The organism is Ensifer sp. LC384 (genome assembly GCF_001695865.1).
In the GTDB taxonomy this organism is placed as follows: domain Bacteria; phylum Pseudomonadota; class Alphaproteobacteria; order Rhizobiales; family Rhizobiaceae; genus Ensifer.
In genome coordinates this window covers 1-15,542 of sequence record NZ_MBST01000024.1, presented here as the reverse complement: position 1 = coordinate 15,542, position 15,542 = coordinate 1, and the positions used below count along the sequence as shown (strand labels likewise).

Annotated in this window: 11 protein-coding genes and 1 pseudogene; 8 read left to right on the top strand and 4 right to left on the bottom strand. The window is 60.0% G+C overall.

Translation table 11 applies throughout. The features are described 5' to 3' along the window. The first annotated feature begins 5 nt into the window (after positions 1-5). The 4 genes from BC363_RS19450 to BC363_RS19435 all read left to right on the top strand — a co-directional run bounded on the left by BC363_RS19450 (position 6) and on the right by BC363_RS19435 (position 5,282). Positions 6-932 (top strand): glycosyltransferase, encoded by a 927-nt coding sequence (locus tag BC363_RS19450; protein WP_139109972.1) that lies wholly within the window; start codon positions 6-8, stop codon positions 930-932. Beyond that, positions 929-1,945, top strand: a complete 1,017-nt coding sequence (locus BC363_RS19445) for a glycosyltransferase family 2 protein (protein WP_065783558.1) — start codon at positions 929-931, stop codon at positions 1,943-1,945. The genes BC363_RS19450 and BC363_RS19445 overlap by 4 nt, the downstream gene beginning before the upstream one ends. A 4-nt stretch (positions 1,946-1,949) precedes the next feature. After that, the gene (locus BC363_RS19440; protein WP_065783557.1) at positions 1,950-2,855 is read left to right on the top strand and encodes a UTP--glucose-1-phosphate uridylyltransferase; all 906 of its coding nucleotides are present in this window, start codon (positions 1,950-1,952) and stop codon (positions 2,853-2,855) included. 69 nt (positions 2,856-2,924) lie between these two features. Further along, the gene (locus BC363_RS19435) at positions 2,925-5,282 is read left to right on the top strand and encodes a polysaccharide biosynthesis tyrosine autokinase (protein ID WP_065783556.1); all 2,358 of its coding nucleotides are present in this window, start codon (positions 2,925-2,927) and stop codon (positions 5,280-5,282) included. A 30-nt stretch (positions 5,283-5,312) separates the two neighbouring features. On the opposite strand, the gene BC363_RS19430 is transcribed toward BC363_RS19435, so the two are convergent. After that, positions 5,313-6,767 (bottom strand): TrkH family potassium uptake protein, encoded by a 1,455-nt coding sequence (locus tag BC363_RS19430; protein WP_065783555.1) that lies wholly within the window; start codon positions 6,765-6,767, stop codon positions 5,313-5,315. Positions 6,768-6,847: 80 nt separating this feature from the next. Further along, positions 6,848-7,033, bottom strand: a complete 186-nt coding sequence (locus BC363_RS34530; protein ID WP_141690374.1) for a hypothetical protein — start codon at positions 7,031-7,033, stop codon at positions 6,848-6,850. A gap of 4 nt (positions 7,034-7,037) precedes the next feature. Here BC363_RS34530 and BC363_RS19425 point away from each other — a divergent pair, with 4 nt between their 5' ends. After that, positions 7,038-7,280 carry a hypothetical protein gene (locus tag BC363_RS19425; protein WP_065783554.1) on the top strand — a complete coding sequence of 81 codons (243 nt, stop codon included), beginning with the start codon at positions 7,038-7,040 and terminating at the stop codon, positions 7,278-7,280. A gap of 422 nt (positions 7,281-7,702) precedes the next feature. Here the strand turns inward: BC363_RS19425 and traA are convergent, their stop codons facing one another. Beyond that, positions 7,703-12,301 carry a Ti-type conjugative transfer relaxase TraA gene (gene traA, locus BC363_RS19420; protein WP_065783553.1) on the bottom strand — a complete coding sequence of 1,533 codons (4,599 nt, stop codon included), beginning with the start codon at positions 12,299-12,301 and terminating at the stop codon, positions 7,703-7,705. 187 nt (positions 12,302-12,488) lie between these two features. Between traA and BC363_RS19415 the strand changes: the two genes are divergently transcribed. The 3 genes from BC363_RS19415 to traG are packed head-to-tail and all read left to right on the top strand — an operon-like array spanning position 12,489 to position 14,921. Further along, positions 12,489-12,713, top strand: coding sequence for a TraC family protein (locus BC363_RS19415; protein ID WP_065783552.1), 225 nt, complete (start codon positions 12,489-12,491; stop codon positions 12,711-12,713). A 49-nt stretch (positions 12,714-12,762) separates the two neighbouring features. After that, positions 12,763-12,975 (top strand): conjugal transfer protein TraD, encoded by a 213-nt coding sequence (locus BC363_RS19410; RefSeq protein ID WP_065783551.1) that lies wholly within the window; start codon positions 12,763-12,765, stop codon positions 12,973-12,975. Between the two features lie 14 nt (positions 12,976-12,989). Then, on the top strand, positions 12,990-14,921 hold the full coding sequence (gene traG, locus BC363_RS19405) for a Ti-type conjugative transfer system protein TraG (protein WP_065783550.1): 1,932 nt from the start codon (positions 12,990-12,992) through the stop codon (positions 14,919-14,921). Positions 14,922-15,223: 302 nt separating this feature from the next. On the opposite strand, the pseudogene BC363_RS35515 reads toward traG, so the two are convergent. Continuing rightward, a pseudogene (locus BC363_RS35515) lies at positions 15,224-15,542 on the bottom strand (hypothetical protein); the annotation flags it as partial.

The following is a 15,542-nucleotide window of genomic DNA, read 5'->3' as shown; positions in this document are numbered from 1 at the left end:
CCGAAATGACCGGAGATGTTCGCGTCGACATCGCGGTCTGCACGTTTCGTCGGGCCGAGCTTGCCGAAACGCTGCGCTCGCTCGCTGCCATTGCGGTGCCCGGCGGGACGGCAATCCGCATCATCGTCGCCGACAACGACGTGCATCCAAGTGCGGCCGGCCTTGTCGACGCGCTGAGGCTCGAAATTCCCTTTGAGATTGACTATGTGCATTGCCCTGCAAGCAACATCTCGATCGCCCGCAACGCCTGCCTCGATAAAGCGCACGGCGACTACCTTGCCTTTGTCGACGACGACGAAACGGTTTCGCGTGACTGGCTGGTGCGTCTGTTGGAAACGGCCGCGGCCACCGGGGCCGAGGCGGTTCTCGGCCCGGTCCGCGCCGGGTATGACCTGTCCGCACCGTCCTGGATGCGGCGCGGCGATTTTCATTCGACGCGACCCGTGTGGGTCGGCGGCGAGATTGTGACGGGCTACACCTGCAACGTCCTGCTCGACCCCAAACGCCCGGCACTTGCAGGGCGGCGTTTCAACCTCGCGCTCGGCCGAACAGGCGGTGAGGATACGGAGTTCTTCACCCATATGCACGAGGCCGGCGGCCGTCTTGCCTATGCATCGGATGCCCTGGTCTACGAGATCGTGCCGGAAACGCGCGCCAGCTTTCGATGGTTGGCAAAGCGACGCTTTCGCTCCGGCCAGACCCATGGCCGTTTGCTTGCGCAAGCCGCGGCAGGCAGCGGCAAGGCGGTCGAGATCGCTCGTGCCGCGGCCAAATCCGGCTACTGCGCTACCGCCAGCCTGCTCTTCGTCGCCTCGCCGGTTGCCCGGTCGCGCTATGCTCTGCGCGCCATCATGCATGCCGGCGTCGTCAGCGGCCTTTTCGGCGTTCGCGAGCTTGAGCAGTACGGCACATCGGAAGTGGCGGCGCGATGACGAAAACCAATCCGGATGTCAGCTTTGTCATCGCTGCCTTCAACGCGGCCGATACAATCGCGCGCGCGATCGACAGCGCGCTTGCCCAGGAAGACGTCGAGGTCGAAGTGATCGTCGTCGACGATGCGTCGCCTGACGACACCGCAGCCATCGTCGCGGCCTTGGCCGATCCGCGTATCCGGCTGCTCCGGCTTCCAGCCAATCGCGGCCCGGGCGGCGCGCGCAATGCCGGGCTCGATGCAGCCCGCGGCGAATGGATCGCCATCCTCGATGCCGACGACACGGTTCGCCCCGCGAGACTTGCCCGAATGATAGCCAGCGCGCGTCGCGAAAGCGCTGACATCGCCGTCGACAATCTGGAAGTCCTGAACCTCGATGGCCGGCGCGAGCGGATGTTTGTCGATGCAACGCTCGAGAAGGCACCGATCCTCACCCTTGCCGCCTTCATCGAGTCAAACGTGCTTTTCCGCGCGACCTATAATTTCGGTTACATGAAGCCGATCTTCGAGCGCCAGTTTCTCGAGCAGAAGCAGCTGCGCTTCAGGCAAGATATCCGTATCGGCGAAGACTACATCCTGCTGGCCTCGGCCCTTGCCGAAGGCGGGCGCTGCGTTGTCGATCCGTCCGCCGGCTATCGTTATCACATCCGCAAAGGCTCCATCTCCCGCGTACTTGAACTGCGCCATGTCGATGCGATGATCGCCACTGACGCCGACTTCCTCAGCACCCACGCCATCGACGCAGGTGCAATGGCAATGCAGCGCAAGCGCAGCCGCAGCCTTTTCGAGGCGCGCGCCTTCCTGCAACTCGTTGAACACATCAAATCCAGATCGCTGGGCAGCGCCGTCAAGACGGCGCTCTCCAGCCCGCGCGCGCTCCGGCATCTCCGGATGCCGATCGCCGCGCGACTGCGCCGCCTCGTTGCGCCGCTGTCGCGCTTGAAGCCCGCCACGATGACAGTGGCGGCTGAACGATCCACCTCGGGCAAAAGCCCTCACACAAAAAAAGGATAATGCCATGGACCGTATCAGAACTGTCAGAAAAGCAGTTATTCCGGTTGCCGGCAACGGCACGCGTTTCCTTCCCGCGACGAAGGCTGTTCCGAAAGAGATGCTGACCATCGTCGATCGGCCGGTTGTGCAATATGCTGTCGACGAAGCCCGCGAGGCCGGCATAGAGCACATCGTCTTCGTCACCAGTCGGAACAAGCAGGCGATCGAAGACCACTTCGACGACACGCCCGAGCTCATTTCGTCGCTGACGCGCTCGGGCAAGAACGCCCAGATTTCCGAACTCGAGAGCATGTTGCCCAAGGCCGGCTCCGTCAGCTTCACCCGGCAACAGGCGCCGCTCGGCCTCGGCCATGCTGTCTGGTGCGCACGCGACCTGATCGGCGACGAGCCTTTTGCGCTGCTCCTGCCCGATATGCTTTCCTATGGCGCGCGCGGCTGCATGGCCGGCCTGATGGATCTCCATGGTCAAACCGGCGGCAATGTCGTCGGCGTCGAACAATGCGCGCCGGAGGATGCCTCCAAATACGGCATCGTCGGCAAGGGAGCGAGTGTTCCCCATGGTTTCGCGGTCACCGAAATGGTTGAAAAACCAAGGGCGGGAGAGGCGCCGTCGAACTTCTATCTTAACGGCCGCTACGTTCTCCAGCCCGAAATCTTCGGCATTCTCGCCCGCCAGCAGCGCGGTGCCGGCAACGAGATCCAGCTGACCGATGGCATGCTGAAGCTTTCCAAGGACCAGCCGTTCCACGCCCACCCCTATGATGGCCGGACCTTCGATTGCGGATCGAAGCAAGGGTTTATCGAGGCGAACGTCGCCTTTGCGCTCGCCCGTTCGGATATCGGCGACCTGGTCTACGAATCCGTCAGGGACATGGTTTTGTCTCACGAAGGCCGCATCCGCGCGGCATAAGCCCGGTTCCGGCGCCCCGAATAGGGGGCGCCGGCCGATAGACTGTATGGAAACGGACAGAGCGACCCAATGAAACAAAGAAGTCTACCGTTCAGTAGCGTCTTGCCCCGGGAAGCCGAGGAATCCGATGGCTTCATCGATCTCGACCGGCTTTTTTCGGTGGCCGTTCGCCGCGGCAAGACAGTCGGGCTCTTCGTTGCCCTGTTCGTCGTGCTCGGCGGTGTCTACCTGCTTTTCGCCACGCCGAACTATACGTCGATGACCCAGATCCTGCTCGACGAGAACCTCTCCAAATACGCCGAGGAAGAGGCTTCGCCGCAAAACAGCCAGTTGCTCGACACGCAGATTGCAAGCGCCGTCGAGATCCTCAAATCCGGTGAATTGGCGCTGCGCGTCGTCGACAAGATCAACCTTGCCGATAACGACGCGATCCTCAATCCGCCACGCTCACCTTTCGCGGTGGTCAAGGACTGGATGAAAACGATCACCGGCGTGTTTGCCGGCGGTCCTGAGGTAACGGAAGAGGCTGCGCGCAGTGGCCGGCGACAGAAGGCCGCCGCACTCATCCAGCAGGGCCTCGCCGTCGAACGCGTGTCGCGAAGCTCGGTCGTCGCACTTTCCTACCGCTCAAGCGATCCGCAGCTGGCGGCACAGGTGGTGCGCGCCTATGCCGATTCCTACCTGACCGACCAGTTGAACGCCAATTTCGAGGCAACCGAAAGGGCGTCCGTGTGGCTGCAGGAGCGCCTGGCCGACCTGAGGCAGCGATCGCAGGTCGCTTCGCTGGAGGTGGAACAATACCGCACCGACAACGGGCTGACCTCGGCGCGGGGCGAGCTTATGTCGGAACAGCAGCTCGCCGACCTGAACAGCCAGCTCATCATCGCCCAGGCCGATACGGCGACCGCTTCGGCCCGCTACAAGCAGTTCCAGGCCATCGTCGAACAGGGCCCGGAGAAAGCCGTCGACAACGCGACGATCTCGTCGAAGGATGGCGACAACTCCGTCATCCGTGATCTCAGGACCCGCTACCTCTCGGTCGGCAAGCGCGAGCAGGAAGTGACCCAGAGCTTTGGCGCCGACCATCCGCAGGCCGTATCGCTGCGGACCGAGAAGAACGATATCGGCCGCCAGATCTACCAGGAACTCCAGCAGCTCGCATCGAGCTATCGCAATGAATATGAGGTCGCGCGGTCACGCGAAGCCTCGCTGCGTGAAAACATCGAGGGAACCACCGGCCGGAACTCCGACGCGAACCGATCGCTCGTCCATCTGCGCGAACTCGAGCAGAAGGCGGCGGCGCTGAAGACGCTTTATGAATCCTATCTCGGTCGCTACGAGCAGGCGGCACAGCAGCGCTCCTTCCCGATCGCCAAGGCGCGGGTGATTTCCGAAGCGGGCGTGCCCGTTTCGCCCTCAAGCCCAAAGAAAACGATGATCCTGGCTTTGTCGGCCGTGCTCGGCATGATGGCAGGTGGGGCTTTTGCCGCGTTTCAGGAATTCCGCGAGCGGACGTTCCGTCTCGAAGGCGACGTGCGCACTATCCTCGGGCACCGGTCGCTCGGTTATGTCCCGCTGATCGGCCCACGCGCGCCGACAGCCGCGGACCACATGCGCGCCCGGCTGGTGAAGGACAAGGGACCACCCCAACCGATGCCGGAACCGGTGCCCTTCGAACGCGTCAGTCGCATCGTGCTCGACGCGCCGCGCTCCTCCTTTACCGAGACGTTCCGCAACGCCAAGCTCGCCTGTGACCAGATGCTGCATGGAAACGCCTGCCGTGTGGTCGGCATCGTTTCCGCCGTTCCCGATGAGGGCAAATCGATTGTGGCGGCCAATTTTGCCGCCCTTCTCGCCGCCAGCGGCAAGCGAACGCTGCTGATCGATGCGGATATCCGCAAGCCTGGCCTGAGCAAGATGATCACCCCGGCGCCGAAGACGGGACTTGTCGAAGCGCTGACCGGAGAGACATCATGGCCGGCCGGCATCAAGATCGACCATAAGACGAAGCTTGCCATCTTCCCGGTCGGCGGCGAAGCCAGCAGCCACTACCCGCATGACAGCCACGAGCTGCTCGCCTCGCAGGCCATGGCGGACCTCATCGAGAATGCGCGCAAGTCCTTCGACTATGTGATCGTCGACCTCGCGGCCCTCGCCCCTGTCGTCGATGCCAAGGCGTTTTCGCCGCTTGCCGATGGTTTCCTCTTTGTCGCCGAATGGGGCCGCACACCGTCACGGCTCGTGCGCGACCTGCTGCACGCCGAACCGCAGATCAACGCCAAGATCCTCGGCGTGATCCTCAACAAGACGGACATGCGCGAACTGGCGAAATACAGCGATTTCGGCGCCGCCGAACACTATCGCCACCGCTTTGAAAAATACTACGTCGACAACGCTGCGACCCAACGCGAAGCCGAGCCGGTCTGAACGGTGGGAGCCCAACTCGCTTGGGCTCTCTTAATCCTTCCAGAACAGCGGCGTCAGAACGACCAGAACGGTCAGGATCTCGAGACGCCCGAGCAGCATCATGATCGACAACAGATAGAGCGCCGGATCGGACAAGGTGGAGAAGTTTCCGGCCGGGCCGATGATCGGGCCAAGCCCTGCACCAACGTTTGAAAGCGCCGTCGCGATCGCCGACGCCGATGTCAGCAGGTCATAACCAAAGGCGCCCATGGCCAGGCTGCCGAAAGCCCAGATCATCATATAGGCCGTAAAAAACAAGAAGACTGTCCGCTGCACGTCGATATCGACCAGTGCATGGCCGTAACGAACCGTATGGATCGCGTTCGGGTAGATGAGCTTGTAGAGGCCGGCCCGAATGGAATTGAAGACGATGATGAAGCGATAGGCTTTCATGCCCCCGGCCGTCGATCCGGAACATCCACCCATGAAGGTCGCGGCAAAGGCGAGCGCGACGATGAAGTCGCCCCAAAGCATGTAGTCATCGCTGGCAAAGCCGGTCGTCGACAGGATCGACGATACGGTGAAGAACGAATGCGCCAGGGCTTCATGGAAGGCGACACCGTTTTCCAGCCGCTGAAAAAGGCTGGCGGCGATCGCAAGCACCGTGAGGTACGACAGGAACACGATGATCTGCGGATCCTTCAGTGTGTCCAGTCGCCCGCGCACGATGAAGATGATCAGCACCGAAAACGGCAGGCTGCTGACCGTCATGAAGAACGTTGCCACCCACAGGATCGGCAGGCTGTTGAAATAGCCGAGCGAGGCGTCATGAGTGGAAAAGCCGCCTGTCGCGATCGTCGACATCGCGTGATTGATCGCGTCGAAGCGGTTCATTCCGAGATAGCCGTAGATGATGGCGCAGGTGACCGTCAGGACGATGTAGATCAACACGAATGCGCGCGTGAAGGTGACGATGCGCGCGAACGGTTTCTCGGTGGTATCGGATGATTCCATCTTGAAGAACGAAAGCCCGCCGACGCGCAGATACGGCATCACGAACAGGCCGAGCGCCACGATCCCGATGCCGCCGAGCCAGTGCAGCAGCGAACGCCAGACGAGGATGCCCGGCGGTGCGTTGTCCAGGCCGGCGATGACGGTCGAGCCCGTCGTGGTGATGCCCGAGACAGATTCAAACAGCGCCTCGGCAAAATCGAGATTGACCGACGACAGCCAGAAGGGAACGGCACCGACGAACGAGACGACGAGCCACAGCAGGTTGACGAGGAGAAAGCCCATCTTCCGGTTGAACACCGGTGGTCCGCCTTGCGTTGCCGCCACCGTCACAAGCGAGAGGCTGCCCATCAGGCACGCCGAGACGGCGAAGACCTTCCAGTCTGGATGGCCGAAATAGAGATCGACCAGCGCAGGGATGAACATCGTCAACGAGAGATAGAGGCCGACCTTTGCGGCAATGTTGATGGCGGACTGGTAAATGGTCGCGTTCAACGGTCAGTCGCCCCGGTCTTGGCTGTCCTCATGTCCACTCGCGCTGTGCGAGTCGCTGTCACCTGCCATCATTGCCGGGATTAGCGGCCGGCGCCGACAAACGCAAGTTCGACACCGCGCGCGCCAATCACGACACGTTTTGCGCGATCCTGACGATCGCTGTGGATCAGACGCCCGATCCCGTGATCGTCGCGCGACAAGTCATCACCTTGACTCATTTCTGCGTGTAAAGCCTCGTTGTACGGACGCACCGCAATCTTGAGCAAAGAAATGACCCCCGCGCGATTTACCCAATGCCTGCTTGCCCTTCGCTGGACACCCATCAATCTCGCAAGCGCCCTTCATTGCAATCTGGCGTGGATCGAGGCGATGGAAACGGGCGACGAAAAGGTACCGGCGGAACTGGCGATCTGGCTCGAAACGCTGGCCACGGCCCATGAGACGCTGGGCATCCCCGTGGCCTATCGCGGCAAGGGGCTGGAGCCGGCGACCAGCCGCGCTGCGCGGCGCTAGCAATCGCCGGCGCCGAGTTTGGCTGCAACGCAGAATTTCCGCGCGGCGATTGCGCGTGTTCGGCTTCAAAGAGCTTCGCGGCAGCAACATCGCAAGAGTTGTTCAGAGCTCGGGCCGGAACGTGGTGTATCTTCGGGCACGGCGCCAGCTTAAAAAGACCGCTTCCGTCACTGCCGCTAAACCCGCGTGATTTGATACAAGAGAAATGGTCCCGGCGTTGATACACCGGCTCATCGTCAAGTGCAGTTCTGCGACTCCCTACAACTCGATCTGGTAAGCGCATTCGCCTCAGGGCGGTCGTGTCGAAGACTGCCGCTTGATCGGGAATATGCGCTTCGATGCTGTAGATCTGAATAATTTTGACGGGCCGATCGTGTCAACTTACGAGGGCGAATTACCTACTTGTTCTGGCTAAGGACACCCTATAGCGGTGGACTTCGTGCCTGGTCGATCGCTCGGCGCTGGCGCTCCGCGCTTGCCTCCTCTGCTTTGTAGGCACCGGTGACGCGCTGAAGCGCGAGCAAACGATGGCGCATTGCGTCAAATGCGGCCCGCTGCGATTTCGGCACCATTTTATTCACGTCCCTGTCGCCGCGGGCGAATGCTCCCGGTCCGAAACGTGCATCGAGCGCCTTGCAGACGGTCGTGAACTCGGAACGGATATCCGGATTAATCGCCCGAACGTTCCAAGCCAGATGCTTCGCATTCTTCTCTGTCTGTCTCGTCAAGCGACGGAGTTCGCTCTCGGCTTCTTTGGTCAACCCTGGTATAGCGACACTCATGCGGCTTCGTTCAGCGCTTACTGCCAGCAGCTCCGCCTCGTAGGCGGCAGTGTAGGAGCGCGCCATGCCGCGAATGCTGGCGGTGGCAGTATTGAGGGACTGCAATGCTTCCCGGCGCTCTCGTCCCTCTGCCAGGAGCCTGTCCCAGAGCCGGTCCGAGCCACGCAATGCGCCATAGGCGGCGGGATCGGCGACAACGGCATGGACAATGCGCTCGGGGTCGATCTTCACTGCTATAAGGCTTTCGATCGTCGCGACCGCGGCGGCCGGATCGCGCCAGATCCGAACTGCATCCCGGCCGAATACGGCCCTCTCCTGCCGGTAATGCTCGGCCTCCACCGCCCTGAGCCGCGCCTCATCCTCCACACCGTTCTTGAATTCGGTTACAGCTGGCAACATTGGCAAGCGCCCGACCGCATACTGCGGGGCATATGCTGCCGGAGCGATGAGTTGGGCGGGCTTGCGTTTTTCGATCATGCGCTGCTGTGCCGCAAAACGTCTAACGACCGAAAATAGCGCAGTCAGTTCGACCTTCGTTTCCTCCACCATGCTTTCCGGCATACGCATCGCCGTGTCGCGCTTAGCGAATCCATCTGCCTTATCGGAAAACGCAAGCCACCCGAACCTACGGGTTAGGGCCTCGTCGATGGCCTTGACCTCTTGGACAACTGAGCGATCTTCCGTGGCGATCCGGAAAGCGGACCGAAAAGCGCCATCGCCCCCTTTCTCCCCGGCTGCTTCGATCTCCAGAAGTCGCGCTCTTGCATTTTTTGAAAGTGCCGGAACGGAGAAGCCCATATGCAATCTGCGCATTCGCTCGCGGTTGAGGAAGCGTCCTTCTTGTCTGCGAAACTCTGTCGCACGAGCTCGTGCCAAGAGCGCGAGCTCTGGCACAGCTGACAATGCCGCCGCTCTCTCTTTCCTGGCCGCTAGACCGTCGACAAGGTTATCGGCGCCACGCAGGTTCCCGAGTGCTTTCGGCGTCCGAGCAAGCCCGTCTGCAATCAGCTGCGGATCCTTGGCGGTATTCGAGGATTGTTCGTTTAACCGCGCAAGCGCGGCTACCGGATCGCGGTAAATCCGCTTGAGCAAAGGCATGATGATTGCCCCCCGCTCCGCCCAGGCAGATGATGCGAGATGCGCAAGACGTGCATCCTCCTCGAGTGTCCGCGAGAACGAAATCGTTGCCGGGAGTAATTCCGGATCACCATCCCTACGGATCTTAGTAGGCTGGCGCGTGGCGGCACCACTGCTTGCCTCAATGCGTTCGGATTGATCAATCGCCGTATCAAGCGCGGCGTTGGCACGCTGCCATAGCCGGACCACACGACCACGCTGATCGGAAACCCAACTCAATGTCCGAGTGGCTTTCTCAACCAGACTCCAGCCGGACACAACCTCAATCCCGCGGCGCTGCGCGAAGTCGTCTGCCAGTGATCGGTATGCATCCTCCGTCACGTAATCGAGCGTCGTCGTTTTTCTGCCCGAACGCGAGAGCCGTCTAACCAGCTGCAGGAATAGGTCCGGCAAACGGTTTTCTTTGGCAATCCGGAGTTGTCGGTCGCATGCCTTCTCGATCAAATCCGCCGTCCAGACGTTGCGCTCGACAACACGCACTTCGAAGCGCCTTATGCCAGCAGTGATGACCGGAACCTTGACCGTGACTTTTTCTGTCCCGTCCTTTCGAAGCATTACGGTATCGCCGACCTGCACTCCGCCATCCTTTAGCGCCTTCGGCAGGCTGACGCCCCACAGTCGATGGGTCATTCCATCTTCAATACTAAGATCGGCATAGGGGCTTGGACCTAAATCGTCTCGCGGTCGAAACTTCGCAAAACCTGTTTCGACAAGCTCGCCGGTAACCCCGTCTGTGTAGTCGGCACGCGGCGGTCTGTCGCATTCCGGCCTTCGCTGGAAATCCTCCGCCGCTGCATAAAGATCGGCGCGATCGCGGTGGCGGGTCATCGCGACATACGTCAGATGCTGGTCCATCATGCCGCTCGCCAGCACGAAGGCGCGATTAAAGGTCGAACCCTGGCTTTTGTGGATGGTGGCTGCGTAACCATGATCGACATTGCGATAGGTGTTCTCGGCAAAAAACACCTCGCGTCCATTGTCGAGCCGGACCGTGAGCAGCGCCGTCCCACTTCCAGCTGCCGTCGAGCGAACCGTCCCGAGCATGCCGTTCCTCACGTGCTGAACGGTAAGGTTCTTGGCATGTGGCGCGACGAACCGGGCATTTTCGAGAAAGATGATCCGGTCACCAACCGCAAATTCCCGCATACCGCGCTCGGTCAGGAACGGCCTGCCGTCCGACAACAATCCGTCCGTCGAAAGCAAATTGCGAATAGAACGGTTCAGCACTTCTACGTCGTCATTGGTATGTGCGAGCACAATCAATTCGTCACCACGAAGTTCGCGACCTTCCGCCTCCGCTTTCGCTACCAATTTGCGATGTGCATCTGTCCAGTCTCCGACAATGCGCTCGATGGCACCCTGACGAGTCTGGGCGCAAACGATATGTCCGCGTTCGCCATAAGCGGCAAGCGCAGCTTTCAGATCGCCGCGGGCAAATTGCTTGGAAGCAGTACGCGCCCATTCCTCTTTCTGCCGCCGGACTCCGGCCAGCTCCGCTGAGCTGATGCGCACGACAATCGCCCGGAAAGCCGCACCTGCCTGAATCGGCTGAAGCTGCATCGGATCGCCAATGAGCACAGCCTTTGCACCCGCATCCTCGATGCGTTTCAGCAAACTTCCCATCTGTTGTGACGACACCATTCCGGCCTCGTCTACGACCAGCACATCACCTTTTTTGAGGAGATCGTTTCCTCGCCCCCAGGCACACTCCCAGGAGGCGATGGTGCGGGCGCGAATGCCGGAGCTTTCCTCCAATCCCTCAGCAGCCTTGCCGGCGAGTGCCGCACCTACGACACGCCGCCCCTCCATTTCCCAAACGGTACGGGCGGCACTCAACATTGTCGATTTACCGGCGCCGGCCACACCGACGACCGCAGTAATGGCGCCACCGGCGGTAACATGCCGGACGGCATCGATTTGCTCTGCGGCGAGCCGAACAACTCCGGCAGAACTTTCGGATCCAATTGATGCAACGGCGGCGTCAACACAGGACTTCGAGACACCGAAGCCTTTCATCTTTGACAACTTAATTGCCACGCGTGCCATTTCATATTCGATTCTGACCAGAGCGCGCGTAGTGAACACCGCCGGCCGCTCGACTTTGCTGGTTTCGCTATTTAGCCGCTGCGGCTGCAGTATCACCAGATCGTCCGATGCCATCAGTCTGGCGCGTACATTGGCAAAGACGATCGGATCTTCGATATAACGATGAAGCGCGCGTGCGATGTCTCTCTCGTTAAATGTCGATCGCTCGCTGGTGAGTTGCTTGAGCAACAAGGTCGGATCATCCGTGAGCCGGTCGGCAATCTCATAGCGCCTGGCCAATGCCGTCGGTGAAAAATAAGTTTCGATGCCTTTACGAACAAGCGCAGCACGGTCTGGTCCGAAATGCCGCTGCTCCAATCCGCGAAGTCCTTGTTCATCGTAGGAACGACCATCAAGGTGTAAGTCGTAACCGGCAAGCGCTAGATGACGGCTTGCCGTTTCCGCCCAGGCGACCTTCCACTTCTTCATCGCATCCTTGTCGCCTGCCCACAGCCGATAGACGATTTTCCCCTCAGGTCGGTCGGGCGTTTTGACGCGTACCGGCTGACCGTCGTCGCCGAAGATCGCGACTTTCTTCGGCCCGAACCCCTCCTCGGCCAAAGGGCGTAGCGTTGCCATGATATGGATATGCGGATTGCCGTCCTTGTCGTGATAAACCCAATCGGCAACCATTCCTCGCGACGTAAGGTTCTCGCGCACAAAGTCGCGCACAAGTTCTATGTTCTCCTTGCGGCTTAATTCCACCGGAAGTGCGAGAATGATCTCGCGAGCAAGCTGCGCATCGCAGCGCGTCTCGAAACGGTCGACCGCGTTCCAGAGCGCCTTACTGGCATCAGCGATCGTGCGCCCATCTATGGCCGCCTTCAGCCATGCGGGGGTCTCGGCGGGCAAAGCAAGCTCTTCATGCACCAGCTCCGCAGCCCCGCCATAGTACCGGAATTCCTTACCGATCTGTTCGTCCACCATCTTGGTGCGATGACGATAGGCCGCTGCAGAGATGATGCTGCGGCCGGCACCCCGGCTGATCACCTGAGCCCTCACAAACATGATAGCCAAATTTGCTCGAACTCCTCTTCTAAACGCGTCGCAACCGCGACGTATATTGCGCCATTTGCCGAGAAGGCTGCATTCCTCAACGATTTTAGGTTCAGAATTTCATTTTCCTACCTCATTCCAAAGGATTTGACTATCATAAACATGATAGTATTATTGTGGCTCATCGCAGACAAAGGAAGGACGAGACGTGCGCGCAAAAACAACCATCTCTGAAATCGACGCTCAGATCGAAACACTGCGGGCGAGACGCAAAAGCCTGCTGGTTAAAGCCGGCGAGCGCTTCGCCCGGGTGGCGCAGAAAGCCGGCCTCGCCGAACTCGATATTCCCGACAGCGAGCTCGACGCCATTTTCGCAGAGATCGTCGCGCGATTTCGCGAAAGGGTCCAACAATCCGCTGGTCCAACCGCTTAGGCGGCTGGACCAGCGGATTGTATTTCTCGAACGGAAGCGGCAACGCAGGATGACGCAAGAGCGCAAGCGCGAAACCCGCGAGAAGATCATCCTCGGCGGATTAATCATCAAGGCAGGCTTAAGGAACGCCGATCGGGCGTTCCTGCTGGGCGCGCTGATCGAGGCGAGCCGGGTACCAATCGGGGCGGTGGAGCATGATCGGCTGTGCGCACTCGGTACGGAGGCCTTTCGGGCGGAGGCCCGCGCACTGACGAAGCTATAAGGAAAGGGTGCGGGATGACGGCGAAGCGACGGTTCAGCCCAATAATCCTGCTGGCAATCGTGCCAATAGCAGTGAGCGTTACGACACTACTTATCACAGCATACAAATGGCCGACGATGGCGACTATGGCGACTATGGTTGCGCCTGAGTATGCCTATTGGTTCATGCGTGCGTCGCCGATCCCCAATCTTTTCTTTGGACCGATTTCGGGGCTCATTACTGTGGCCGTCTTGCCTCTGCACCGGCGCAGACCGATCGCACTTGTCAGTCTGATCACGTTTGTCTGCATTGGCGGATTTTACGCTGTGCGGGAGCACGTCCGGCTGTCCCCCTTCGTTCAGTCTGGAGTGATCACCTGGGCAGCTGCGTTTTCCTATCTGGATCTCTATGCAGCCGCAGGCGCAGTCGGTGGTTTTGCCATCGTGGCGATCTCCGCCCGTATGTCCATATTCGTCGGCGGACCGGTCAAACGAGCCCGGCTTGGCACCTTCGGCGACGCTGATTGGCTGTCAATGTCAGCCGCCGCCACTCAGTTTCCGGCGGACGGCGAAATCGTCATTGGCGAGCGCTACCGGGTCGATCTGGAGACGATCCACAGTGTGCCATTTCGGCCTGACGACCGGTCAACCTGGGGGAAAGGCGGCAAGGCACCGTTGCTTACCTATAGGCAGGATTTCGATTCCACTCATATGCTGTTTTTCGCTGGCTCAGGTGGATACAAAACCACGAGCAACGTTATTCCGACAGCGTTGCGCTATACCGGACCGCTGATCTGCCTCGATCCCTCGACCGAAGTAGCGCCGATGGTTGTTACCCATCGGCGATCGAAGCTCAAACGAAACTGCATCATACTTAGCCCATCCAATCCCGCTTGGGGCTTCAACGTTCTCGACTGGATCGAAACCTCGAAATCCAAGGAAGAGGACATCGTCGCGGTTGCTCACATGCTTTTGTCGGAAAGCTCTCGGATCGAAACCTCGACGGGGTCATATTTCCAGAACCAGGCGCACAATCTTCTGACGGGTTTGCTGGCGCACGTCATGCTCTCTCCGGACTATGCCGGTCGACGCGATCTTCGCAGTCTGCGCCAAATCGTTTCCGAGCCCGAACCGTCTGTGCTGGCGATGTTGCGCGACATTCAGGAAACATCGCAATCGGCCTTTGTCCGCGAGACGCTGGGCGTCTTCACCAATATGACGGAACAGACTTTCAGTGGCGTCTATTCCACCGCGTCGAAGGATACACAATGGCTGTCGCTCGACGACTATGCCGCGCTCGTTTGCGGGGCGGCGTTCAAATCGGGCGATATCGTCAAGGGCGCGATCGACGTTTTCCTGAACATTCCCGCCTCAATCCTGCGCAGCTATCCGGGCATTGCCCGCGTCATCGTCGGTTCACTGATCAATGCCATGATCCAGGCCGATGGGGCCTTCGACCGCCGCGCACTCTTCATGCTCGATGAGATCGATCTGCTCGGCTTCATGCGCGTGCTCGAGGATGCCCGCGACTACGGCCGGAAATACGGCATCACGCTGATGTTGATGTATCAATCGGTCGGCCAGCTCGAAAAGCACTTTGGCCGTGATGGCGCGACCTCCTGGATCGATGGATGCGCCTTTGCATCCTATGCGGCGATCAAGGCGCTCGACACGGCCCGCAACGTTTCCGCTCAATGTGGTGAAATGACTGTTGAGGTCGAAGGCCGGTCCCGCAACATTGGCGGGAGCAGCTCCGACAAAGCTTCAAGGCGGTCAGAGAGTGTCAGCCTTCAGCGCAGACCGCTGATTATGCCGCACGAAATCATCCAGTCGATGCGCAAGGACGAGCAGATCATCATTGTGCAGGGTCACAGTCCGTTGCGTTGCGGACGGGCGATCTATTTCCGGAGAAAGGACATGAATGCGGTGGTCGAACCCAACCGGTTCGTCAAGGCAGCGGCGACTTGAACGATCGCTTTCTGTCGCCGCCCGACGATACGTCCGCAAGGTTGCGGTCGATGCAAGATAACGCACGGCCACTATTCTGGAGGCGGGCCATCGGCGTTGCGACGTACGAGTTCCTGACGTGCCGCTTCCAGTTCGACTTCGATCTGGTGGCGCTCCTCGGCGTCCGGGCAGTATTGCAATTCGGTGCGTTATCCTGACAGTCAATCGAAATTGTCACGGAGCCGGTCACGCCATGTACCTCGCACACGGGACGCAACTAATCGAGAGGCGGCTGCGCCGCCTCTCAGTTTCCGAAGTTGCTTTTATTTCGACGATCTATGCTTATCCTGAACGGCATAGTCCGGATGCAGTCGCCGAGTTTCGCCGTGGATGGCTCGGCCGGCGCGGACGGGGATGCCGGTTTCCTCTGTGATATCGCGCATTATCGGCGCTAGCGCGCCAAGTTCTTCGTCAGTCAATACGATCAACTCGGGATAGTCGACATAGACGCCGCTATCGTCGATGACCTTGCCCCGTTGAAATAATCCATTTTGAAGTAAGCTCTGGCCCATTGAGAGGACCAGGGAATGAAGCGCAACCGTTTCACGGACGAACAGATTATCGGCATTCTGAAGGAGCACG

Excerpts from the sequence above, each read along its gene's own strand:
- BC363_RS19425 (WP_065783554.1), top strand. The coding sequence starts at position 7,038 with ATGACCCCCGCGCGATTTACCCAATGCCTGCTTGCCCTTCGCTGGACA.
- BC363_RS19435 (WP_065783556.1), top strand. The coding sequence starts at position 2,925 with ATGAAACAAAGAAGTCTACCGTTCAGTAGCGTCTTGCCCCGGGAAGCC.
- traG (WP_065783550.1), top strand. The coding sequence starts at position 12,990 with ATGACGGCGAAGCGACGGTTCAGCCCAATAATCCTGCTGGCAATCGTG.
- BC363_RS19440 (WP_065783557.1), top strand. The coding sequence starts at position 1,950 with ATGGACCGTATCAGAACTGTCAGAAAAGCAGTTATTCCGGTTGCCGGC.
- BC363_RS19445 (WP_065783558.1), top strand. The coding sequence starts at position 929 with ATGACGAAAACCAATCCGGATGTCAGCTTTGTCATCGCTGCCTTCAAC.
- BC363_RS19450 (WP_139109972.1), top strand. The coding sequence starts at position 6 with ATGACCGGAGATGTTCGCGTCGACATCGCGGTCTGCACGTTTCGTCGG.
- BC363_RS19410 (WP_065783551.1), top strand. The coding sequence starts at position 12,763 with ATGACGCAAGAGCGCAAGCGCGAAACCCGCGAGAAGATCATCCTCGGC.